The sequence below is a fragment of the Runella aurantiaca genome (assembly GCF_003339505.1).
GTDB lineage: Bacteria > Bacteroidota > Bacteroidia > Cytophagales > Spirosomataceae > Runella > Runella aurantiaca.
In genome coordinates, this window is record NZ_QPIW01000030.1 from 60618 (window position 1) to 81999 (window position 21382).

Genomic DNA, 21382 nt, shown 5'->3' on the forward strand with positions numbered 1-21382 from the left:
GCTTCAAAGGCGGTCTGAGTGCCGCCAATTTCAAAACTATCAGAGGCACTTCTGCCGCTACAACCACCCGAGACTTACAAGAGTTGGTACAACTAAATACCCTTACTAAAACAGGCGAATTGAAGCATATAAGTCACTTTTTAAACTAGGAATAAAATCTTTGTTGTGTGCATCCTAATACTTTTTTATCTTGTACAAGAAACCTGATTTTATATAGAAATTAAAAACACCTTTGTTTGGAGCCCCTTAACGAAAGCACTTAGTTTCACACCATGATTTGCTGTTGACCAAAGAATTTATTCTTGCAGGATAGTTTTTTTTATTTTCAACATAACATTTTCAAAATCATGAAAAAACTTGTTTTACTTCTGCTTTTTCTGTTCAATTTTTTGCTTGTAAAAGCCCAAGCCGTTACAATTAAGCCTGAGACTTTTCAGTACACAGGTGTTGTGGGCGCTACCTTTAGTGCGCCATCTAATTTTAACATTACGGGGTCAGGATTCTTTTTTAACAATGGCACAGCTGGGACTCTGGCAGCTAACGCTAATTTCCATTTACCCAATGGAGCAACAATTACCGAAATGACTGCGATATATGTAGATAACTCAGCAACCCAAAACATGACATTTAGACTCCTTCGTCAAGGATTTACAGGTGGAGCTGTAATCGAAACATTAGCATTAACACCTACCTCATCATCAAACGTTCAGGCTACTACAATCCCTGTTTCTCCCGAATATACTACCAATACAGGTAATGAAGTCTATTTTGTACAAGTAGGACTAAGCAACACGAGTGTCACGTGGCCTGGGAACGCATTAACGATCAATGGAGTCATCATCAAATACAAATTAGAATAAATCAGTGGCAATCTGCTGATCTACGGTTTCGTAGTTTTCAACTACGAAACTAGGGGGATAGTTATGGAAATTTTAAGTAACTAGATGAACAAAAATAATTCTGATATTGATCAAAAACTAGTTGATTCATTATTCAAGGATAGTACATTTAAAAGCAGCATTGGAGAATTAAAATTCTATATAGTTGATTATCAATATCTAAATAATTCAGATTCTATTTTGGAGTTTAAATTACAAATACAAGGTCAAAAACGAGATACCTTGCTAAAAGGAAGAGTACATAAAATAAAGGGTAATCGGCAAATAAATAATTGGTGATTATCCCTAACCCGTGGTCTAAGTCTCCACAGACCTTATTTTTTCACCCCCAAAGGAATATTTTATTATCCATAAATGTAATAGAGCAAGGTGAGGAGGGAAAACTTATTTCCCCTTTAGAATAGTTAGCGCCATTTTGATAAGAATTTAAGAAGTCGAATTAATCCAACTTTACAAAATGAAATTAATTTCCATAAAACTAGAGCAAGAGCCCCCAAAATTATGGAGAAAATCAATAGGCCCTCGAGCCAAAAAAGAGCTTCTTGGTTCATCTATTCATTGTATTTGGGTTTAGAAATACGTCCGTAGTCGGCCGGTTAAATTGAATATTGGATTTTGAACATGATGCTCCCCCACTCAACTCACTCGTTTTGGACGCAATTGTGGTTAATCGTCACTAAGAAGGCTTTATAAAATTTCAAAAGTATTCGTCTCTTTCTAAAATAGGCTAAAATCATTGGGAATTTGAAAGAATCGGGGCCAATCTCCTTATCTTTGGCGCAAGGGAAACGACATCCCCAAAAACGTCAATCCTAAACCCCTTATTCTTAAATAGCTTCTCATGAAAATCGCCATTTCTTGTCTCTTCCTTTGCGTTTTTTTGATGTCGTGCGTGGCCGAAACCACCAATAACGCCAAGAAATCTTCCTCTCCGCCCCTCGTTGGTACGTGGAAGTTATTGAAGGGCACCCTCATTGAAAAAGGCGATACGGCCGTTACGGATTATACCCAAAATACCTCGTTTATTAAAATCATTAACGATAGCCATTTTGCATTTTTACACCATGATTTGAATCAAGGCAAAGACTCGGCGGCCGTTTTTTCGGCGGGCGGAGGCAGTTATACCCTCGTCGACAGTACATACACCGAGCAGTTGGACTATTGCAGCGCCCGGGATTGGGAGCGGAATGCATTTACGTTTGCCATTAGCATAAAAAATGATACCCTCGTCCAGTACGGCGTGGAGAAAGTGGCCGGTGCGGGTGTTGACCGAATCAACATCGAAAAGTATGTTAGGGTCAAGAAGTAACACGCCTGAATACGCCCACCCCACAAATCCCCCTATGTCGACAGATGATTTTTAGCCATACCATTGACCGTTTGAAAGAAGAAATATGAGTCAAAAAGTACGTCTCATTCTTGGAATTTTTCTGTTTATGTCCCGGGTGGCTTTCCCCCAACTCACCGCCAATTCAAGCATCAGTCTCATCACCGTAGGGCCTGGAGAAGAAGTTTTTACCGCGTTTGGTCATAGCGCATTACGGATTTCTGACCCTGACTTGGGCATCGACAACATCTATAATTACGGTACATTTAGTTTTAACGAAGGTTTTTATCTGAGATTCACAAAAGGAGAATTGAATTTTTGGCTTTCCACCGCTCCCTTCCATCGAGCGTTTTATTCATGGACCGTTTATGAAAACCGTACTGTTACACAACAAGTACTGAACCTCAATCAAAACCAAAAAAATGCCCTATTTGGTTTTTTAGAGAACAATCTTGAGCCTCAAAACAGCGTGTACCGATATGATTATTTTTACGACAATTGCTCTAACCGTATTGACACCGCGTTAAAAAAAGTGTTGGGAGTAAACATAAAATTCTCTCCAGAGAGCATCGCAAAAAAACACAATACCACTGATGCATCCATCCGACAATTAACACACGGTTATTTGTTGCACAACCCTTGGGGAGAATTAGGAATTGAAACGTGTCTGGGTATCGACATGGATAAAAAAATAACAGCGGAGCAATTTAAGTTTTTGCCCGATTATTTGATGTGGAACTACGATGAAGCCAAAATACGGCCAAACGGAGCATGGGAGCCTTTGGTAAAAGAAAAAGTCGTTTTATTTCAGGCACTCAATAAAACATCTCCCCCAAATCCATTTAGTCCCAAAGCCATTTTTAGTTTCGTTCTGGTCTTATCATGCCTGTTGAGCCTTCCTACTCTACATAAAACCTTCTTTGCCCGCCTGTTTGATTTTACATTATTTTTGACTTCTGGTGCGGTGGGCTTACTCATTCTTTTTCTATGGTTTTTTACTACCCATCATTCACAGATTAATCTGAATATTCTTTGGGCAAACCCATTCAATCTTGTAGTATCATTTCTGCTTTTTTCAAAAAAACGCGGCCCAATATTACTAAAAATCAGCCTCGTTAATGGTTTGTTATTGGTACTAGTCCTTGCTTTTTGGACTATTTTACCTCAACGCCTCAACAATGCCTACCTTCTCGTTTGCATTACATTACTTATAAGGCATTCTGCGAATTATTGGTTTTTAAAGGCCGCATCAAGTAAAATTAAAACAGCCCCAAGTATCAAAGGTCTATGATTTAGCAAAATTGAAAAAATCAACAAATGATACGATTTCAACTTGCGTTAAAATTATCCTTTGGATGAGCCTTTGAAGAACAATGAAAAAGGCCAGAAAATAACCATGTTAATCGCTCTGGACCAATTAGGTTCACTGTTGCGCAGCTCTTTGCCGCAATACCAAAGAAGAAGAATGCCGACCAAAATCCATACTGCTGTCATGTTCTTTGCTATTTAAGTTTTTCCAATACTTTAGGATAAAGTACCTGATTTTTAATAGAATATCCAAAACTATCTTCTTTTTTTACGCCTCCCCATCCCTATTCATTTTTGATTTTTACAAAAAAAACGAAAAACTATTTGCGCAACCAATTAGTTGCATTTATATTTGCAACCGATTAGTTGCACAAAAATTTAGAGACGTGATGAGAAGAGACGTATTTCAGGCCATTGCCGACCCCACCCGAAGAGCCATCATTGCCCTCATTGCCTTACAGGCCATGACCCCCAATGCCCTAGCCGAGCATTTTGACACTAGCCGACAGGCGGTTTCCAAGCACATTAAAATCCTGACCGAATGTGAATTGGTCCGACAGGAGCAGTCGGGACGGGAAATTTATTATCACTTCAACCCTACTAAGATGAAAGAAATAGACCAGTGGCTCGAAAAATTCAGAGCCCTTTGGGAAGACCGTTTTAGCCAACTTGACAACGTATTATTGAACCTAAAAAACAAATAAAACCATGAAAAATGCCTTATTAATGGACTTTATCGTCGACAAAGCGACCAATTCAATCACGGTAAAAAGAGAATTTGCCGCCCAACTTCCACTGGTGTGGGATGCCTTCACCAAAAGTGAAATCCTTGACCAATGGTGGGCACCCAAACCTTGGAAAGCCCGCACCAAAACGATGGATTTCAGAGAAGGCGGACGTTGGCTTTATGCGATGGTCGGGCCCGAGGGCGAGGAGCACTGGGGTCTGGCAAGCTATCATACCATCCAACCCAAAGAGCGTTTTAGTGGAACGGACGGTTTTTCGGATGCCGAGGGAAACATCAACACCGAACTGCCACAATCGAAATGGACGAACAATTTTCAAGATAACGGCGATGCTACATTGGTAACCATTCTCATCACCTACAATGACTTGGCCCAACTCGAAGCAACCATCCAAATGGGTTTCAAAGAAGGGTTGACGATGGCCATGGAAGGATTGGATGAAGTTTTGGCCACTCTTTCTTAATCTCTCTGGGGAGCGTCTTGACAGACCTCCCCGCTTAACCAACCTCAAAAATGAAAAAAACAAAAATTGTTTATTGGGTCATTACCGGGATTTTCGGGGCATTTATGTTGTTTTCCGCCATTCCTGACATCCTCTTAGTGCCAGAAGCCGTCACGATGGTTACGGGTTTGGGCTACCCCAAATACATCATTCCATTTTTAGGCGTGGCCAAAGCATTGGGAGTGGTGGCCATCCTTATCCCCAGTTTTAACCGTATCAAAGAATGGGCGTATGCTGGTTTGTTTTTTGATTTGATTGGAGCAACCTATTCAATCATCGTCAAAGAAGGATTTCAGCCTCAAATTACCTTTATGGTCTTGCCGATTGCCTTTCTATTTCTTTCCCATTACCTTTGGCACCAAACAAAAAAAACCGTCTGAAGATAAACTATCCGTTGTCGTACCCGTTTATTTTATCGAAAATAAATGGTTTTTTGGTAAAATTCCTTCGGTCAATGATACACAAAAAAACAAAGGATGGAAAATACACGCTCCGAACGGCCACTCCCGCCGATGCTGAGCAAATGGAAGAAGTGCAGCGGATTTGTTTCCCCACCCTTGCCCCGCATGAGCTATTGACAAAGGAACATTTTGCTAATCACATCCACGTTTTTCCCGAAGGACAACTCGTCATCACCGACCGCGACAAAGTCATTGCTTCATCAAGCACCCTCCGAATCCAGTTTCCAAAACTTGACCACACTTTTATGGAAGTTACTGATAATCTATGGATTACCAACTCCCATATTCCCAACGGAGAGTGGCTCTATCAGTTTGACATTGGGGTGTTGCCCGCGTATCGGGGGCAGAAACTTTCTACGGAATTATACAACACGCAGCAAGAATTGGTCCAATCGTTGGACATGAAGGGGCAAATCCTCGTGGGTATGACGATTGGGTATGCCCGTTACAAAGACCAGTTTTCCATTGAGACCTATTGCGAAAAACTAAAAAACAATGAACTCACCGACCCCACCATCACGCCTCAGCGCAAGGCGGGGTTTGAGTGGGTACAGCCCATTTATCATTACCTTGACGACCCCACGGCGGGAAATTGTAGCGTATTGATGGTTTGGCCGCTCGAAGGCGTTTCGTTTCAGGAATACATTGAATGAGTCTGATATTCAAATACATAACCCAAAAAGCCATGAAACAAAAAATCATTGACGCCTACGAATCATTGGCCGAGAGCTACAACGCGCTCATTGACCATAAACCCCACAACGCTTACTACGACCGCCCCAATACGCTTTCGCTGATTCCAGAAATGCAGGGCAAACACATTCTCGATGCCGCCTGTGGCCCAGGGAAGTACGCCGAAATATTTCTCGAAAACGGCGCGTTTGTCACTGGATTTGACATAAGTCCGCGCATGGTGGAGCTGGCCATTGAGCGCAACAAAGGCAACGGCACTTTTTTTGTCCATGACCTATCCACCCCGCTGCCCCAACTCAAAGATGCTTCTTTCGACCTGATTGTCTGCGCGTTGGCCTTGCACTACTTGGAAGACTGGACCCCGACCCTCAAAGAATTTTTTCGGGTGCTGAAACCCAGCGGACACCTTGTTATTTCTATTGAACATCCGTTTTTTGAGTTTACCTACTTTCAATCCACCCGTTATTTTGAAACCGAACCCGTCATGTGTACGTGGAAAGGTTTTGGAAAACCCGTCGATATTCACAGTTTCCGGCGGCCGCTGGAAGCCTGCATTATGCCGCTGCTCGTCAACGGTTTCCAGCTCGATACCCTGCTCGAACCCAAACCCGTGGAGAAATTCAAAGAACTTGACCCCAAACATTACCGTGAGTTGAACGAATTTCCCGCGTTTATGTGCTTACGCGCAAAAAAGCCTATTTTTACCCTTTAAACCCTTCTCCCTATGGCCATGCACGACATTAAAATCAGCAACATTGATGCGTTTATCTCTGGCTTCCCGCCCGAAACGCAGGAAATATTAGAGCAGCTCAGAGCCACGATAAAAGACGCCGCCCCCGACGCCGAAGAAAAAATCAGTTACGGAATTCCGACTTTTAGCCTCAAAGGGAACTTGGTACATTTTGCGGCCTACAAGCACCACATCGGGTTTTATCCCGGTGCATCGTGCATTGAAGCATTCAAAAATGAACTGACGCCCTATAAATTAGCCAAAGGAACCGTTCAATTTCCGCTGGGCCAACCGCTCCCTCTTGACCTCATCACCCAAATGGTGCAGTTTAGGGTAAAAGCAAATTTGAAAAAAGCGGAGAGTAAAAGGGGCTAAAAAAAGAGGGTAATGAATTTAAATTTCAACACAAAATTAGCAGAGGGATATACAAGCAATTCCCAGATAGCACGGATTTTAACCGAAAATTGGGTTAAAGAAAACGCTTATTGCCCCTGTTGTGGTGAAATACCACTAAATGAATTTGAAAATAATAGGCCCGTTGCGGACTTTTATTGTAAAAAATGCAGTGAAGAATTTGAATTAAAAAGCAAGAGTGGAAAACTCTCAAACACCATAAATGATGGGGCATATTCAACAATGATTGAGAGAATTAATTCAAATCAGAATCCAAATTTTTTCTTTTTAACCTATTCAAAAAAATGGTCGGTGGAGAATTTTTTAATTATTCCAAAACAGTTTTTTACAAATGAAATAATTATAAAAAGACCCCCTCTTTCTGCAACTGCAAGAAGAGCAGGTTGGGTTGGTTGCAACATTGATATTTCTAGGGTGGCAGAGGCAGGGAAAGTTTTTTTGATAAAAGACACAAAACTTATCCATAAAAGCATTGTTGAGGATTCTTTTAAGAAAACACTGTTTTTAAGAAAACAAAATATCGAAATAAAGGGCTGGCTTTTGGACTTAATGGTGTGTGTTGATTCCATTGAAAACGAGACTTTTACGCTGGATGATATTTATAAATTTGAAGGTAAACTCAAGTTAAAGCATCCCAGTAATAATTTTATCAAAGACAAAATTAGACAGCAACTTCAAGTATTGAGAGACAAAGGGATTATTGAGTTTATTAGTCGAGGTAAATACAAAAAATTATGAAAATGAAACGATTCATCATTATTACGCCAGAAGGAAAAACGGGAGCGCCCAATGCTCAGTACGAAGTCAATAATATGCAAGTCGTTGGAATTGTTGAAAACGTAGATAACGAAGAAGAGGCAATCAAAAAGCTCCTTATAGAAAATGATTGGATTATTGATGCCGAATTTAACGTTGCCGAGTTTATTGTTTATCAAATCTTATGATTTCAGCATTAAAAACCTCCCTTCGATTCCTGCATCTTTGAGCGCCAACGCATTTTCTTTTCCGTATGCAATAAAAACACTTGGTGCACCAGGCGTACCTCCCTGCTCTCCCGAAACATGGTAAAATCGGATTCTCCCTTTGACAAACAGAACTCCATCCGCATCATTCCAAACATTATCAAAGAAACATTTGGTCTCCGTTCGGGCAAAAATCAGCGCAATTCCATTGCCATGAAGTTTTAATTTTTGAAGCCACAAATCCATACCTTTACCATAAGGCGGGTTTAAATAAACCCGCCCAAACCATTCTTTTAGTAGGCCATCGTCTTCAACTGTAAAATTATGAAGGGCATGTAAAAAAGGGGCGTTCACTGGACTGCACGGGTCTAAATCAAACACCCCTAATTTTTTAACTAAATCGGGAGGAGTAAGCCACTCTACTTTTGTATTTTCGCTACGTTCAAACGATGAATTCATTTGTTAATTATTTGTGCAAATATTAGATCAAATTTTTAATTTACAAATCATAACCTGATCATTTTCAAGTATTTACACAAAATACAATTAAACAGCCTGATACCCAAAGCATTACCCTTTGTATGCTATTTAGCTCAACGAGCGACATTAATTTTACTCTTTATGCCAAAATCAACTACTCCCCCAAAAACAGATGCCGAAAAGGTGGGCGAATACATGCACTTGCTGGAGCATCCGCTCAAGGCCGAAATTAACGCCCTCAGAGCCATCATCATGGCCACGCATCCTGCCCTCAGCGAGCGCATCAAATGGAATGCGCCGAGTTATTATGCAGGGGTTGACTTGGTCACTTTCAATCTTAGAATGACCCACAAAGTCCATTTGGTATTTCACCACGCGGCCATTGTCAATATTTCTTCGGCCCTGTTGGAAGGTGATTACAAAGACCGTCGAATGATGTATTTTAACAACATGGCCGAGGTCGAAACCCATCGGGCCGAACTCCAACGCATCATGGTTGAGTTGGTGACAGCAGCGGCGGCCTAACTTGTCCAAAGTTCTGACCTCCAAAAACGACAAAAGCCCCGAAAATTTCGGGGCTTTTGTGCTAAAAAATGTTTTGCTTACTTCTGCGCGGGAGCAGGCTGCTGCTGTGCAGGCGCAGGAGTGGTCGTTGGAGCAGGGGCAGGCGCGGCAGGTACCGAGCGCTGATTTGCCTTTTCAACGTTTACGCTGTTAATGCCAGCATCGGCTTGGGGAGTACCGATAAACAAATTAGATACAAGACAAAGTACGGCTAACGCACCTACCAAGCCCCAAGTAATTTGTTCCAACAAGTCGGTGGTACGTTTTACGCCAAACATTTGCGTAGCGCCCATTCCGCCCAATTCGCCCGTCAATCCGCCACCTTTTGAGTTTTGTACCAAAACAATCAAAATCAATAATACAGCGATGATGGCGATTATTACAATAAATACGGTGAACATTGTAGTTTACAGTTTAGAGTCTACAGTTTCGGTTTTCGGTCAAAAGTTTCAGGTTTTTAGGAAGCAGTTTACGTTTAAAGGCCGATTGTCTGTTTTTAACAAACTTTCTTCTCTCTTAACATTTATCCCTTACCTCTCCTCTTTACACTTTTAACTTTACACTTCTAACGTTCTACTCAGTTGTTAAATCCTTAATTTTTTCGGCAAAGTACGCTTTTTTTTCCGGTTTTTTCAACATTAGTTGTTCGTAGATTTCAATCGCCCGTTCAATTTTTCCTTGTCGCGCCATAATTTTGGCCATTCCTTCGCTGACAGCTCCGCTTGAAAAGTTCATATTACGTTTTTTGGCCAGGTCTTCCTGCTCTTGGTTGGACAAATCTTTGAAGTTGGCGCGGATGGGACCCATGCGGGCTTCATTCTCAATAAAACTGTCAATAATCTGAATCTGACGCTGACGCTCCAACTCACGTTGGTCCGGTTGGCTTTCTTCCATCACTGAACTCTCAATCTGTTCCAATTCGGTTTGTAGTGCGTTTTCGCGCAAGGTAGTATCGTCTATGGGTGGCAATTCGGGAAGACTTGGTTTTGGCTGCGGGGTTTCTGGCGCATCAAAAAAGGAAATTTTTGGCAATTCAGGCAATTTCCATTCCTGTTTGGAATACGAAGTGGCGGCAGGTTTCTGATAATCACCTGGCCAAATCAATACATTTTCAAACTGACGGCTGCGCAAATTGGGCGACCATTCAAATTCATTCTGGATTAATTTTCGTAACGTGTTGCGGCTGAGGGAATAGGCCGCTGCTTTTTGAATGCTCGCCTCGGCTTGCTCAGGATGATGAACGGCCATTGCTTTGGCGATTAATATATGCAACGACTGGCAGTAAGGATAAGTACCGGCGGCTTCCTGCAATTGCGAAATATCGCTTTCGGAAGTATCGTCGGGGTGAGCCGTCCAGTACGAAAAGGACTCTTTAACGTAACGATTATTCATACAATGGGGTCAGTAATTCAATCCGTCGTCTGCCTTCTTTGTCGGAAGGAAAACGAACAACTATATTTTTTTAGGTAGCGAAGATACTACGATTCACAGACAACAGGAACGATTTCTATAAAAAGTTACCAGTCGCCCGCCGACTTGTTGAAGATGTCCTGCACGAGTTGGTCCAAAATGAGGGGTACGAGCCTACTTTCTACTTGGTTAAGTGTCTGATTCTGGGGGAAGTCTTTAAAAAAGCTAAAGCTTTGGTCAAAGTTTTTTTCTTCGTCTTTATTGTTGGTAAACTTTACCTGTATCGTTATAGATAACCGGTTAAGTGCCGCCTGGTCGTTGGCCGTGGGCGCGGCAGGAATCACCTCATAGCCCGTAATTGTGCCTTCAAGCTGCATGTCACCGTTGGAAGGCAACAGCGCCAAACTGGTATTTCGCTGGTAATATTCCTTCATTTTTTCGTTGAACTGCAACGCCATGTTGGAAGGCCCACCCGCGGTTGCCATCGTGAAGTTGACCACCGTCACACTCTTAATATCGGGCGACAGCGACGTGCCGCTGAAAGAGTAAATCCCACAGGAATTCAGTAAGAATTGAGAAGCAAGAAGTGAGACCAGCATAACATAACTTCTCACTCCCCACTTCACGCTTCCTGCTCCTTTATTATTCTTCTTCAATATCATATTGCTTAATTTTTCGATACAGCGTTCTTTCCGAAATCCCGAGTGCCTGTGCTGCATATTTCCGTTTGCCATTACTCCGCTGTAAGGCTTTGATAATCATCTCTTTTTCTTTCTGCTCCAACGACAGCGACTCGTCTTCGGCGGTTTCGTGGGCAATGTCTTCCACGTCGTCGTAGGGCGAAATCTGAATAATGTTTGGGGTAGTGCTCTGCGTTGGTTGGCTGCTGACCGTTGGCTGATGCTGACTATGGCTAGGCAACAGTTTGGTGTCAGAATGCGGCTTTGTGAATGCACTTTCTGCTTCAATGCCGTTAAACAGCCCATCATGCTCTCGCAAAATATCACTACCGTAGGCTTCATTATTCAAGACCTTCAACACCAACTTTTTCAGGTCATTGACGTCGCGGCGCATGTCAAACAGGATTTTGTATAACAACTCCCGTTCGTTGAAAGATTCGGGACCGTTGGCTCCCCCTGCGGCACCGCCCAACAACGTCATCGAACGCGTGGAAGAAGCGTAATTGGGCAGGTATTTCACCAAAACCGTTGGCGCAATCGGCACTTTATTTTCCGCTTCCAGAATTTGAATCTGCTCGGCAATATTTTTCAACTGACGAATGTTGCCCGGGAAGTTATAGCTTATCAACATATCTCGCGCTTCGGGCGTAAGGGTGATGGGCGTGATTCGATAGCGCTCGGCAAAATCGGTGGTAAATTTCCGAAAAAGCATGTCAATATCACTTCCCCGTTCGCGCAGTGGCGGCACCGCAATCGGTACTGTATTGAGGCGATAATACAAATCTTCCCGAAACTTGCCGCGCTGTACGGCGTCGATGAGATTCACGTTGGTGGCCGCCACAACGCGCACATCCGTTTTCTGCACCTTGGAGGAGCCTACCCGAATAAATTCTTTGTTTTCCAACACCCGCAAAAGCCGGGCCTGGGTTCCAATGGGCATCTCGGCGATTTCGTCCAAAAAGATGGTTCCACCGTTGGTGATTTCGAAGTAACCTTTGCGGTCTTCAATGGCGCCCGTAAAAGAACCTTTTACGTGCCCAAATAGCTCAGAATCAATGGTTCCTTCGGGAATAGCGCCGCAGTTGATGGCAATAAAAGGGCCGTGTTTGCGCGAACTTAGGTTATGAATAATCTTTGAGAACGATTCTTTACCACTACCGCTTTCGCCCGTAATGAGCACGGTCAAATCGGTGGCGGCTACCTGTAAGGCTATGTTGAGGGCATAGTTAAGCGCAGGAGCATTTCCGATTATCCCAAAGCGGTTTTTGATGGATTGTATTTCCGGATTTGAAAGCATTTATAACATCTACAATGTACCGTTGCTGATTTTTGATGGCTAAAAACCAACGATTGAGCAACGGTACGTTAGAAAATTTTTAGTAAGAACTCTGGTCACTAACCGGATATGTATCCATTTCAACCAACCTTAGGCGGGAACCGCTTCTACCGCTTTCCCTATCAAGGTAGCGGAGGAGCATTCGGTCACCAACACGTACACATAATCCCCTTTTTTATAGTGTTCCCTTGGGAAAATCACTACTTTATTCTGGTCGTTTCGTCCACACAAATCCGCATCGGAGCGCTTAGAAGGCCCTTCAACCAATACTTTTTGGATTTTTCCCAAGGCCATTTCATTGCGCTCACTTGAATGTTGGCGCTGCACGGCAATGACCTCCTGTAAACGTCGCTTTTTGACTTCTTCTGGAACGTCATCTTTGAGTTTTTTGGCCGCTGGCGTGCCCGGGCGCTCCGAATACGCAAACATGTACGCATAATCGTATTTTACGTATTCCATCAACGACAACGTATCTTGGTGTTCTTCCTCCGTTTCGGTGCAGAAACCCGTAATCATGTCGGTTGAAATACCGCAGTCTTCGCCCAAAATCTCCCGTATGCGGTCAATCTTTTGGATGTACCATTCGCGGTCGTAGGTACGATTCATGACCTTCAACACGCGACTGTTGCCACTTTGGGCGGGAAAATGGATGTAATTACAAATATTTTCGTACTTTTTCATGGTCCAAAGTACATCATCGGTGATGTCTTTGGGGTGTGATGTACTAAACCGAACCCGCAAATCAGGGTGAATCAAGGCCACCATTTCCAACAACTGCGCGAAGTTAACAGCCTGTGAAGTTTCGGCACTTTTTTCGGTCTCGTTTTTCCACTTATAACTATCCACGTTCTGTCCGAGCAGGGTCACTTCTTTGTAACCATCGGCAAAAAGCAAACGCGCTTCTTCCACAACGCTATACGGGTCGCGGCTGCGCTCGCGGCCGCGGGTGTATGGAACCACGCAAAAACTGCACATATTGTCACAACCGCGCATGATGCTGATATAGGCCGTAATCCCGTTGGAATTCAGGCGAATCGGCGAAATATCGGCGTAGGTTTCTTCCCTCGAAAGAAACACATTAACGGCTTTTTGACCCGTTTCGGCTTCTTCCACCAAGCGCGGCAAATCGCGGTACGAATCAGGGCCCGCCACGATGTCCACCATTTTTTCTTCGTCCAACAGCTTGGTTTTCAGTCGCTCCGCCATGCACCCCAACACTCCGATGATGAGTCCTGGGCGTTTTTTCTTCAAATTATTGAGGTATTGAAGCCGATTCCGGACTTTTTGTTCGGCGTTGTCACGAATGGCGCAGGTATTCAGAAAAATAACGTCGGCGTTATCTTCCGAAGATGTAGTCGCAAAATCCGCATTCCGCATTACGGCCGCCACGATTTCACTGTCCGAAAAGTTCATCTGACAGCCATAGCTTTCGATGAACAGTCTCTTTTTATCAACGGTCAATTCCTCCTCGCTTACTTTGACCAGTTCACACGCCTCTTTATCGGCTTCCGAAAGTATTTTTAATGTTGATGTAATCATTTTGTCAATCAATGGTCGTTAGTTCATAAAGTCATCGGTATTTTTACCTAACCCTACGAATGGGTGCAAAGTTACAAAGATTCCGCGAAAACGCTGACAAAGTGTCAGGTTTTAACATATTTTAGTACAACGTCGGCGAGGTTCGGGAACAACAACGTCGGAACAACGTCGGCGAGGTTTTGAACGGGAACGCCCAGTTCTCGCCGACGTTCAGACGTTATTCAGGACAAGTACTCGTCCTGAAAGCCGCGATACGCCCGTTGGAGTTCTTGGTAGGTTTTGGTATTTTGCTGACTCAACGCCAATTGCATCCCTTTTTGGTAGAGTTGTTCAGCCAAATCCAATTGCTCCAACTCCGCAAACAAAGCCGCCGCGTGGTAGTATGTGGGCAAATAGTCGGGATGTTGCTCCAATAATAATTGGAAATATTCCGCCGCTTTGGTCACATCAGTTTGTTGATATTCCATTGCAAGAGCATACGCGTTGAAGGGGTCGTTGGAATCCTCCTCAAAAAATTGCAGCAAAAAGGCGAGACGAGTGTTATTCATAAAAAATTATTATGCAAGCATACTATTTTTAAAAACCTTGCTTTATATTCGCACCAACAAAGTAAATCTCCTAAAAGTTATATTTCAAACATTAAGATAAGCACATGAAAATTTTAGTTTGTATAACGAACGTACCTGATACAACGGCCAAAATTAGTTTTACGGACAACAACACCAAACTTAATAAAGCGGGCGTGCAGTACATCATCGGGCCCTACGATGACTATGCCTTGGCCCGGGCGGTGGAGCTAAAAGAGCAGCAGGGAGGCAGCATTACGGTATTGAACGTGGGGGAAGCCGAAAGCGACCCTCAAATCCGTAAAGCCTTAGCCATCGGTGCCGATGATGCCGTACGCGTCAACGCCGAGCCGACCGATTCGTATTTTACCGCTACCCAAATTGCCGCCATTGCCAAAGAAGGCGGTTATGATTTAATCTTGATGGGCCGTGAATCCATTGATTTCAACAGCGGCGTAGTCCACGGATTGGTGGGCGAAATGCTCGGTATCCCATCGTTTTCGCCCGTGATGAAGCTAGATATTGAAGGCGCTACCGCCAAATTTGCGCGGGAGATTGAAGGCGGAAAAGAATTTTTAGAAGCTCCCCTACCGTTGGTTTTAGGATGTCAGGAGCCCATTGCTGAATGGAAAATCCCAAACATGCGCGGCATTATGACGGCCCGTACCAAACCCCTCAAAGTGGTAGAACCCGTAGCCGTAGGAGACATGGCCACCCTTGACCAATACACCCTGCCCGCCCCCAAAGGTGCCTGCAAGATGATTCCTGCCGACCAGGCCGAAACCCTTATTTCACTCCTAAAAACGGAGGCAAAAGTGCTGTAATCATTGAGCATTTAACAATTAACATTGAGGAATACTAATTGAATGTTAATTGTTAAATGATTACTGTTAAATGTCAAACCTTCACTGCTAAATGTCAAAAGAAATGGTCTTAATATTTGTTGAATTAGATAACGGAAGCATCAAAAAAACATCCCTCGAAGCCGTGGCGTACGGAGCAGCAGTCGCCAAAGCAACGGGAACTACCGCTACCGCCTTGGCCATCGGCACGGCCGATGCCGCTGAATTAGCCAAAGCGGGTACGTATGGAGCCACCAAAGTATTGCACGCCAATGCCGCCGAACTGGCCAATGAAAACGCCATGGCCTACGCCTCAGTGCTGGCCGCCGCCGTAAAAAATGAAAACGCCGAAGTGGTTATTTTGCCCAAATCGGGGCTTTGCGATGCCATGGGTGCCCGCGCCGCCGCCAAACTGGGCGCAAGCATTGTTTCGGGCGTGACGGAATTGCCCGATGTATCAAATGGCTTCAAAGTAACCCGCAGCATATATACGGGCAAAGCCTTTGCCACCGTAGACGTCAAAGGGACCGTTAAGATTTTAGGAATCAAGAAAAACGCCATTGAAGCCGTAGAAGGAACGGGAAGCGCAACGGTAGAAGCATTCACGCCTGCCCTCAACAACGGCGACTTTGTGGCCAAAGTAACGGGTCAGGAGAAAGCCAGCGGTGAATTGTCGTTGACCGAAGCCGACATTATTGTGTCGGGAGGGCGCGGCATGAAAGGCCCCGACAACTGGCAGCCTTTGTTAGATTTAGCGAGTGCTTTGGGAGCCGCAACGGGCTGTTCTAAGCCCGTTTCTGACCTCGATTGGCGTCCTCACCATGAGCACATTGGACAGACAGGCATCAAAGTAGCTCCAAATCTGTACATTGCCTGCGGTATTTCGGGAGCGATTCAGCACTTGGCGGGGGTAAACTCGTCTAAGGTAATCGTAGCTATCAACAAAGACCCCGAAGCACCTTTCTTCAAAGCGGCCGATTACGGCATTGTAGGGGATGTTTTTGACATTTTACCACGATTGACAAAAGCCGTAAAAGACGCGAAATAGGGCATTTAATTGCCTTTTTAGAACAAAGTTTTAGCTACGGGAACACCAGAAGTACTTTCAAACGTTAATAAACCTGCGGAGAACGGAAAAACTTTCCATTTTCACCGCAGGTTTATTATTTTTGCATCCTCTTTGAAAGAAGAGTCGTTGTTTGTCCCCTTCATTTTTAAGATGAGAAACCACAGACAACCAATAAAAGATAACTTAACAAAGTAGTGGAAAAAATAAAATTGGAAATTTTGGGGCTCTCACCGAGTCAGTCACAAGCAGGTTCGTTTGCCCTAGTGCTTGGCGAAGAGTACGGCAATCGCCGCTTACCCATCATCATTGGAATGTTTGAAGCACAGGCCATTGCGATTGAGATTGAAAAAATTCAGCCCAACCGCCCCATGACCCACGATCTCTTCAAGTCATTTGCCAAGGCGTTTAATTATACCGTCAACGAAATTATCATTTCTGATTTGCGCGAAGGTATCTTTTTTGCCCGGGTTCATTGCTCAAGTTCCGATGGGCTGAGAGAAACCATCGTGGATGCTCGTCCATCTGACGCTATTGCCATTGCGCTCCGTTTCAGCGTCCCGATTTACACTTATGAAACCATCCTTTCGGAAGCAGGGATTGTTTCGGGGTCACAATCAGAACCCGACGATGCCATTGAAGAAATAGTGCAACAATCGAAACCCCGCTCCTTGAGCGAGCAAATCAAAAATATGAGTCTCGATGAACTCCACCGCATTTTGGACGAATCGCTTAACAACGAAGAATACGAAAAAGCGGCAAAGATTCGGGATGAGATTGCACGCAGAAATTAGTCTGTCTGAATACTATTGACCCCTTAAATCAAAAGCCCCGACTCATCATCGGGGCTTTTGATTTAAGGCAGTTTAAGAAAACTATTTTTTCTTCTTAATTGACTTCAACGCTTCTGGAACTGGCACTTTTGACAGATACTCAGTAGCGCCTTTTTCAATGGCATCTTTGAAGAATGGGAAAGCGGCGTCGTTGCTTGACTGACCTAGCTCAAGGGCTTTTTTGGCCAATGGCGCGGCTTCGGCAAAGTTGCCTAGTTTGGCCAAGATTTGCGCTTTTGTCCACAGGTTGCGGAAAGTCTCTTTGTAGGCCACGGCCTGATTAATCATCGAAAGCGCTTTTTGCATATTGAGCCCTTTTCCTAACAAATAAGTTGCTCCCGCGTTCATGTTGTTTGCGCTTGCTTCGGCCGCTTTGTCAATCGCCGTTTCTACCATTTTAGTCGTACTTACCGACAGTTTAGGACTTACTTTTACGTTGGCCCACGTGAGGTCAAGGGCGGCGGTTGAATCCGTAATGTCCGAAAAACTTATCATGAATGTTTCGGTCATGGGTGCCTGAGTGGGCTTTACGCTTACGCGTACCACGTCGTCGGCTTGCTTGTATTGCTCAGGAGCCGTAGCCGCTGATTTGTTGATGATGACCGTCCATGCATCAGCGTTGGGAATGCTGTACAGAAAATACTTACCAGCAGGAACATTTTGTCCTTCCAACATCACATCCGTCGAAAATTCAATGGCGGTGGCTTGGTTGGCACCCGTCCGCCAAAACTGACCGTAAGGAATCAATTTACCAAAAATTTCGCGTCCTTTCATACTTGGGCGTGAGTATTTTACGGTAATATCAGTAACACCAACGGTCTGCATAACGGTAGCCGCCGAGCTGGGTTGAGGGGTACGAATTTGAGCAAATGCGCTTAGGCTTCCAAAAATTAGGGCTGTCAGCACGAATGATTTCATCATGATTTTTAGCAGTTTTGTAAATACATTAGTAGACTTTCGACCGCGAAGATATAGAAAAGTAACAATACCCCCTCAATCCTATCTATTATTAAGATTCATTCATTAACCAAACAATATGAAACGTACTGCCCTCCTGACGCTGCTCCGCCAACACGCTCCTTTTGACGATGAAGAACAAAAAATGTGGCTTGATACCCTGCAATTTGTGGAACAAAACCCCGATTGTTTTGAAAGATGGCTACAAATTGGACACGTTACGGGCTCGGCCTGGATTGTAGACGAAACCAAAACCTCGGCCCTATTAATGCACCACCGTAAACTCGATAAATGGTTTCAACCAGGAGGACACGCCGACGGAGAATCGAATATTCTGAAGGTTGCATTAAAGGAAGCACAAGAAGAAACTGGGCTGGGAGACATCACCGTATTAAACACTCAGATTTTTGACGTAGATGTGCATCTCATTCCGGCCAACGCCAAAGACCCCGCCCATTACCATTATGACATTCGGTTTTTATTCCAATCCGACAGCCAGAAACTACTCCTCATCAACAACGAATCGAAGGATTTGGCTTGGGTTAAGTTGCCCGATATTCAACGCTATAATGATTCTGATTCCATCCTGAGAATGGTCAGAAAAATGGCAAAAATGCAAGATTTTCTAAAAAAAGATAGTTAGATATACTTAGTTTTTTTACTTTAGTAGCTGTATTCCAATAGTATTTGTATTCCATTAATCGATAAAAAACATCATGAAGTACCTTGTCTCCTTTCGCTTGGGCGGATGGGCCATGGCATTGCTCTTATTGTCGTCTACTTTGTGCGCCCAGACCGCCAAAGAAAACCGTAATAATTATGCCAAACCCCTCCCCAAAACCGATAAAATAAAGTTTTCGGTTCAACAACAGGCCGAGCCGTTTATTTTTTCTCCACACCTATCTTACAAAGAGCAAAAACAGATTCAGGTGGCCAAAAAGAAAATAGGCGGTATTACTTTTGTTGTGAAGCCTTCACGCACAAACAGCAACGGCAATTCTTCCGCCAATTATAAACGTCAGACGCCCAATGCGAGGGCCAGGTCTGCTTCGTATGAACAATATATAGCGGATACAACAGCGCCCTTTGTACGGTACGAATTGACCGATTCTTCCAAATTTGTCAATCGCTGATTGGGGAAGATTATTTTCAGGAAGATTCCGCAAGAATCAGATTGAACTACCCGTTGGGGTCAAGTACCTTTGTTGACGTAAAATGTAACAAACATGGAAACAATCAACGAACAACAGGTACTTGACTATCAGCGCGTCGAAAAAGCAATTGCGTTTATTGAGCAAAACTTTAAACAACAGCCTTCACTAAGCGAAATTGCCGACCACGTTGCCCTGTCGGAATTTCATTTTAACCGTCTTTTCAGTCGTTGGGCGGGCACCAGCCCCCAGCGTTTTATGCGTTTCCTGACCAAAGAATTTGCCAAGGAATGTCTTTCCAACGCTGACAATCTACTTCACGCCACCTACGAAACGGGCCTCTCAAGTACCAGCCGCCTACACGATTTGTTTGTCACCTACGAAGCCATGACGCCCGCCGAATACAAATCCAAGGGCGCAGGATTGACGATTCATTATGGCATTCATGAAACCCCTTTCGGAGCCTGTTTGATTGCGGTCACCGCCCGAGGAATCACCGATTTACAATTCTTGAGTGAAGACGCCGCTGAGGCCGTTTCGGATAAAATTCGTCAGGATTGGGCCAATGCTGATTGGATTGAAAATACGGCCTTGACCCAACCCTATATCGACCAAATTTTTTATCAATCGTCATCCAACGATGTGCCTCTGACGATGCTCCTGCGCGGCACCAATTTTCAAATCAAGGTATGGGAGGCATTACTTCGGATTCCGTTTGGTCAATTGGTCAGTTACGACGAAATAGCGCAGCACATCGGACAGCCCAAGGCAAGTCGGGCGGTGGGAACAGCCATTGGTAGCAACCGCATCGGGTTTCTGATTCCGTGCCATCGCGTGCTGCAAAAAGTGGGAGGAATCGGTGGATACCGATGGGGAATTACACGCAAAAAAGCGATTTTAGGCTGGGAAATGAGCCATAGTTCGTAAAAAAGGCGAACTTTGCCAGCGATTCTCTCATTAATTGTACTTTTTAGCTGGTTATTTTATTTCATGAATGCACCTTTGATTGCCCCTTCCGTCTTAGCCGCCGACTTTGCCAATCTCCAACGCGACGTAGAAATGCTCAACCGCAGCGCTGCCGATTGGATTCACGTTGATATTATGGACGGGGTTTTTGTTCCCAATATTTCGTTTGGTCTGCCCGTAACGGCGGCCATCAAAAAACACGCCCAAAAACCGCTGGACGTTCATTTAATGATTGTTCAGCCCGAGCGTTATCTCGAAGCGTTTCGCGACGCGGGTGCCGATATTCTCACGGTTCACTACGAAGCCTGTCCGCACCTGCACCGCACCATTCAGCAAATCAAATCGTTGGGGGCCAAGGCGGGCGTGGCACTCAACCCGCATACTCCCGTTAGTATGTTGCAGGATGTAATAGCGGATTTGGACTTGGTATTGATTATGTCGGTCAACCCAGGCTTTGGCGGGCAAAAATTCATTGAGCGTACCTACGAGCGTGTGCGTCAGACGGCCGCAATGATTGCAGAAGCGGGCAGCAAAGCCATCATTGAGATTGATGGTGGCGTCAATCAGTCCAACGCCCCCTTGCTATATCACGCAGGTGCGCGCGCACTAGTAGCGGGAAATTTTGTCTTTACCGCCGCTGACCCCGTGCAGACGATTGCGGAGTTGAAGAAGGTTTGGTAAATTATAAATCACGCGAATGTGAAAAATCATTCGCGTGATTCTTTACGCCGTGGCCGATGTCCTCACAGACCCTTTACACTCGTCCATCGCAAAATATTAAGATCTTTGTTTGTAATGAGGCAAAATCGCCCATACCTTTTTTCAGGGCTTTCTCATAAAAAAAGGCAAGTAGAAGATTGCCGTATTTTTGTGGTGACTAAACTACAAAACTATGGTTACTGCGACTTGCCCATCCAAAGTTACACTATTTTTTGAGTGTTTATCCAATT

Annotated in this window: 28 protein-coding genes; 19 read left to right on the plus strand and 9 right to left on the minus strand. The window is 44.2% G+C overall.

What is annotated here, in order from left to right; genetic code table 11:
• Positions 1-347 precede the first annotated feature (347 nt).
• The 3 genes from DVG78_RS25085 to DVG78_RS25100 all read left to right on the plus strand — a co-directional run bounded on the left by DVG78_RS25085 (position 348) and on the right by DVG78_RS25100 (position 3517).
• A complete protein-coding gene (locus DVG78_RS25085) occupies positions 348-860 on the plus strand; it encodes a hypothetical protein (protein WP_114463771.1) in 513 nt (170 codons plus the stop codon).
• An 880-nt stretch (positions 861-1740) separates the two neighbouring features.
• Entirely contained in the window at positions 1741-2208 is a 468-nt protein-coding gene (locus DVG78_RS25095) for a hypothetical protein (protein WP_114463773.1), read from the plus strand.
• A gap of 85 nt (positions 2209-2293) precedes the next feature.
• On the plus strand, positions 2294-3517 hold the full coding sequence (locus tag DVG78_RS25100; RefSeq protein WP_114463774.1) for an Lnb N-terminal periplasmic domain-containing protein: 1224 nt from the start codon (positions 2294-2296) through the stop codon (positions 3515-3517).
• A gap of 53 nt (positions 3518-3570) precedes the next feature.
• On the opposite strand, the gene DVG78_RS30260 is transcribed toward DVG78_RS25100, so the two are convergent.
• Positions 3571-3720, minus strand: coding sequence for a hypothetical protein (locus DVG78_RS30260; protein ID WP_199563294.1), 150 nt, complete (start codon positions 3718-3720; stop codon positions 3571-3573).
• A 203-nt stretch (positions 3721-3923) separates the two neighbouring features.
• Here DVG78_RS30260 and DVG78_RS25105 point away from each other — a divergent pair, with 203 nt between their 5' ends.
• From DVG78_RS25105 to DVG78_RS25140, 8 genes are all read left to right on the plus strand, one after another.
• Positions 3924-4238 carry an ArsR/SmtB family transcription factor gene (locus tag DVG78_RS25105; RefSeq protein ID WP_114065559.1) on the plus strand — a complete coding sequence of 105 codons (315 nt, stop codon included), beginning with the start codon at positions 3924-3926 and terminating at the stop codon, positions 4236-4238.
• A gap of 4 nt (positions 4239-4242) precedes the next feature.
• Complete coding sequence (locus DVG78_RS25110) at positions 4243-4743, plus strand: SRPBCC family protein (protein WP_114463775.1); 501 nt, start codon at positions 4243-4245, stop codon at positions 4741-4743.
• Positions 4744-4793: 50 nt separating this feature from the next.
• Positions 4794-5162 (plus strand): DoxX family protein, encoded by a 369-nt coding sequence (locus DVG78_RS25115; RefSeq protein ID WP_114463776.1) that lies wholly within the window; start codon positions 4794-4796, stop codon positions 5160-5162.
• Between the two features lie 74 nt (positions 5163-5236).
• A complete protein-coding gene (locus DVG78_RS25120; protein WP_114463777.1) occupies positions 5237-5896 on the plus strand; it encodes a GNAT family N-acetyltransferase in 660 nt (219 codons plus the stop codon).
• A 32-nt stretch (positions 5897-5928) separates the two neighbouring features.
• Complete coding sequence (locus DVG78_RS25125) at positions 5929-6648, plus strand: class I SAM-dependent methyltransferase (protein WP_158550094.1); 720 nt, start codon at positions 5929-5931, stop codon at positions 6646-6648.
• A 12-nt stretch (positions 6649-6660) separates the two neighbouring features.
• Complete coding sequence (locus tag DVG78_RS25130; protein WP_114463779.1) at positions 6661-7041, plus strand: iron chaperone; 381 nt, start codon at positions 6661-6663, stop codon at positions 7039-7041.
• A gap of 12 nt (positions 7042-7053) precedes the next feature.
• Complete coding sequence (locus DVG78_RS25135; protein ID WP_114463780.1) at positions 7054-7818, plus strand: DpnI domain-containing protein; 765 nt, start codon at positions 7054-7056, stop codon at positions 7816-7818.
• Positions 7819-7820: 2 nt separating this feature from the next.
• Entirely contained in the window at positions 7821-8024 is a 204-nt protein-coding gene (locus tag DVG78_RS25140; protein WP_147277172.1) for a hypothetical protein, read from the plus strand.
• Here DVG78_RS25140 and DVG78_RS25145 read toward each other — a convergent pair.
• Positions 8019-8501 (minus strand): DNA N-6-adenine-methyltransferase, encoded by a 483-nt coding sequence (locus DVG78_RS25145; protein WP_114463782.1) that lies wholly within the window; start codon positions 8499-8501, stop codon positions 8019-8021. The genes DVG78_RS25140 and DVG78_RS25145 overlap by 6 nt on opposite strands.
• A gap of 162 nt (positions 8502-8663) precedes the next feature.
• Between DVG78_RS25145 and DVG78_RS25150 the strand changes: the two genes are divergently transcribed.
• Positions 8664-9047: a DUF1801 domain-containing protein gene (locus DVG78_RS25150; RefSeq protein WP_114463783.1), complete on the plus strand. Its 384-nt coding sequence runs from the start codon at positions 8664-8666 to the stop codon at positions 9045-9047.
• A gap of 77 nt (positions 9048-9124) precedes the next feature.
• Here DVG78_RS25150 and secG read toward each other — a convergent pair whose 3' ends face one another.
• The 6 genes from secG to DVG78_RS25180 form a co-directional block, all read right to left on the minus strand.
• Complete coding sequence (secG, locus tag DVG78_RS25155) at positions 9125-9487, minus strand: preprotein translocase subunit SecG (RefSeq protein WP_114463784.1); 363 nt, start codon at positions 9485-9487, stop codon at positions 9125-9127.
• Positions 9488-9659: 172 nt separating this feature from the next.
• A complete protein-coding gene (locus DVG78_RS25160) occupies positions 9660-10478 on the minus strand; it encodes a DUF8458 domain-containing protein (protein ID WP_114463785.1) in 819 nt (272 codons plus the stop codon).
• A 125-nt stretch (positions 10479-10603) separates the two neighbouring features.
• Positions 10604-11152: an LPS assembly lipoprotein LptE gene (lptE, locus tag DVG78_RS25165; protein WP_374755734.1), complete on the minus strand. Its 549-nt coding sequence runs from the start codon at positions 11150-11152 to the stop codon at positions 10604-10606.
• Positions 11139-12473, minus strand: coding sequence for a sigma-54 interaction domain-containing protein (locus tag DVG78_RS25170; RefSeq protein WP_114463786.1), 1335 nt, complete (start codon positions 12471-12473; stop codon positions 11139-11141). Before DVG78_RS25170 ends, lptE begins: the two co-directional genes overlap by 14 nt.
• 129 nt (positions 12474-12602) lie before the next feature.
• Positions 12603-14051 carry a tRNA (N6-isopentenyl adenosine(37)-C2)-methylthiotransferase MiaB gene (gene miaB, locus DVG78_RS25175; RefSeq protein WP_114463787.1) on the minus strand — a complete coding sequence of 483 codons (1449 nt, stop codon included), beginning with the start codon at positions 14049-14051 and terminating at the stop codon, positions 12603-12605.
• Positions 14052-14272: 221 nt separating this feature from the next.
• Positions 14273-14599, minus strand: a complete 327-nt coding sequence (locus DVG78_RS25180; protein ID WP_114463788.1) for a tetratricopeptide repeat protein — start codon at positions 14597-14599, stop codon at positions 14273-14275.
• A gap of 104 nt (positions 14600-14703) precedes the next feature.
• Between DVG78_RS25180 and DVG78_RS25185 the strand changes: the two genes are divergently transcribed.
• The 3 genes from DVG78_RS25185 to DVG78_RS25195 all read left to right on the plus strand — a co-directional run bounded on the left by DVG78_RS25185 (position 14704) and on the right by DVG78_RS25195 (position 17319).
• Positions 14704-15441, plus strand: a complete 738-nt coding sequence (locus DVG78_RS25185) for an electron transfer flavoprotein subunit beta/FixA family protein (RefSeq protein WP_114463789.1) — start codon at positions 14704-14706, stop codon at positions 15439-15441.
• Positions 15442-15544: 103 nt separating this feature from the next.
• Entirely contained in the window at positions 15545-16507 is a 963-nt protein-coding gene (locus DVG78_RS25190) for an electron transfer flavoprotein subunit alpha/FixB family protein (RefSeq protein WP_114463799.1), read from the plus strand.
• A 215-nt stretch (positions 16508-16722) separates the two neighbouring features.
• Positions 16723-17319: a bifunctional nuclease family protein gene (locus DVG78_RS25195; RefSeq protein ID WP_114463790.1), complete on the plus strand. Its 597-nt coding sequence runs from the start codon at positions 16723-16725 to the stop codon at positions 17317-17319.
• 81 nt (positions 17320-17400) lie between these two features.
• On the opposite strand, the gene DVG78_RS25200 is transcribed toward DVG78_RS25195, so the two are convergent.
• Positions 17401-18279: a DUF2911 domain-containing protein gene (locus DVG78_RS25200; protein ID WP_114463791.1), complete on the minus strand. Its 879-nt coding sequence runs from the start codon at positions 18277-18279 to the stop codon at positions 17401-17403.
• Between the two features lie 115 nt (positions 18280-18394).
• Between DVG78_RS25200 and DVG78_RS25205 the strand changes: the two genes are divergently transcribed.
• The 4 genes from DVG78_RS25205 (at position 18395) to rpe (ending at position 21113) form a co-directional block, all read left to right on the plus strand.
• Positions 18395-18958 (plus strand): NUDIX hydrolase, encoded by a 564-nt coding sequence (locus tag DVG78_RS25205; RefSeq protein WP_114463792.1) that lies wholly within the window; start codon positions 18395-18397, stop codon positions 18956-18958.
• 73 nt (positions 18959-19031) lie between these two features.
• Entirely contained in the window at positions 19032-19448 is a 417-nt protein-coding gene (locus tag DVG78_RS25210; RefSeq protein WP_114463793.1) for a hypothetical protein, read from the plus strand.
• 93 nt (positions 19449-19541) lie between these two features.
• Positions 19542-20393 carry a methylated-DNA--[protein]-cysteine S-methyltransferase gene (locus tag DVG78_RS25215; RefSeq protein ID WP_114463794.1) on the plus strand — a complete coding sequence of 284 codons (852 nt, stop codon included), beginning with the start codon at positions 19542-19544 and terminating at the stop codon, positions 20391-20393.
• A gap of 63 nt (positions 20394-20456) precedes the next feature.
• On the plus strand, positions 20457-21113 hold the full coding sequence (gene rpe, locus DVG78_RS25220; protein WP_114463795.1) for a ribulose-phosphate 3-epimerase: 657 nt from the start codon (positions 20457-20459) through the stop codon (positions 21111-21113).
• Positions 21114-21382: the final 269 nt, after the last annotated feature.